We start from the raw sequence: 394 nt of genomic DNA on the forward strand, positions 1-394 counted from the left end.
GTGCAAGACATGGCACATCGACCTGCCGAACCGTGACCTCGCGTACCTCCCTGAAGGCGTCCCCGAGTTCTGGGAGTACATCCGCGAGTTGCGGTGGGCGCAGCGGTTCGCCTACCTGAACCGCGCCGAGATGATGGACCGCTTCGTTCACGTCTTCGGCGAGTGGATCGGGGCCGAGGTGGTGGAGGACGAGCGGATCAACTGCCACCACAACTACACAGAGCAGGAAGAGCACTACGGCGAGAAGGTGTGGCTCACCCGGAAGGGAGCGATCAACGCCCACGAAGGCGTCCGCGGCGTCATTCCCKGAAGCATGGGCACCCGCTCGTACGTCGTCTCCGGGAAGGGCAGCCGCCCGGGCCTGTCATCCGCCCCGCACGGTGCTGGTCGCAGG

The 394-nt window shown here is 65.9% G+C and carries 1 protein-coding gene; it reads left to right on the plus strand.

Features of this window, described 5'->3' with window-relative positions; genetic code table 11:
* Positions 1–394, plus strand: a 394-nt coding sequence (locus AC1DYG_RS20370) for an RtcB family protein (RefSeq protein WP_477641653.1), incomplete at both ends; no start/stop codon positions are given.

The sequence above is a fragment of the Pedococcus sp. P1_H8 genome (assembly GCF_056405175.1).